Here is a 1,141-nt window from a genome sequence, read left to right on the forward strand (position 1 = left end):
TTGAATTCCCAGAGCCTTCTCTGGTGATGATATTTGCACCACCTAATAATTCGGCATCTAAGGTGCCTTCTCCTTTGTAATTGACTACATTTGCTGCGCCAATGCCCGTTAAACTGAGGTTACCTTTGGACACTTCTACATCAACAATATTGCCTAATGAAACCAGTATTAAATTTGTGTCGCCACGCCCATATCTCTTTAATAGGTTTAAACAAAAGCCGCCAAGTTTTGCTTCTAACTTGCCATCTGTTGACCAGGTAACAACATTGCCACCCCCTAATATTGTTAAATCTCCATTGCCTTTTATCCCTGAACGAGTAATAATGTTACCAACACCACCGCCAATAAAATTAATGTCGCCATAATCACCTGTGTGGCTAACCTTGTTAATAGCGCCTATGCCTTTGAAAGAGATATTGCCATTAGCAGAATGTTCGATAACATTAGCACCGCCACCGCCAATAAACTCAGTATTACCATATTTAGCCGTATTGACAATATGATTACCTATGCCAGCACCTTTGAAAAAGATGTTGCCTTTGTATCCACCGAGACGCTCTACTTTGTTATATACACCAATACCTATAAAATCAATATTGCCTTCACGAGTGGCATTAGTAACATGATTGTAAAAACCCAGTCCAGTAAAGGCAATGTTGCCTGAATGACCTCGACGCTCTACTCTGTTGTAAGCCCCTATACCGGTAAAATAAATACTGCCTCTATTTGCGCTATTAGTAACCTGATTTGAAGCACCTGCACCCATAAAGTAAATATCGCCATGCTCTCCACCTCTACGCTCTACAACATTAGACAAGCCAGAGCCAGTAAATTTAATATTGCCATACTTTACTTGGTTAACCACCCTATTTGATATACCAATGCCTTTAAATGTAACATCCCCTGAATGACCAGAACGATAAATTTTATTAGATGCTGCCCCACCATTAAAACTAATATTGCCCGATTGCCCCGTATGATTCAAACTCACTGCACCAGCAGCACCATTAACGGACATATTGCCATCACCACTCTTATTGATATCCATAAAGCCAGCAGCACCATGAATACTTAAATTCCCCCAAGTATCATAAACACTAAGTTTTAAACTAGCAGCATATACCGTGTCATTCCCCCCATA

1 pseudogene is annotated in these 1,141 nt (G+C 40.3%); it reads right to left on the minus strand.

Features of this window, described 5'->3' with window-relative positions:
- A pseudogene (locus CRYPD_RS08235) lies at positions 1-1,141 on the minus strand (hypothetical protein); the annotation flags it as partial.

Source organism: Bathymodiolus heckerae thiotrophic gill symbiont, from assembly GCF_900180345.1.
In the GTDB taxonomy this organism is placed as follows: Bacteria; Pseudomonadota; Gammaproteobacteria; order PS1; family Pseudothioglobaceae; genus Thiodubiliella.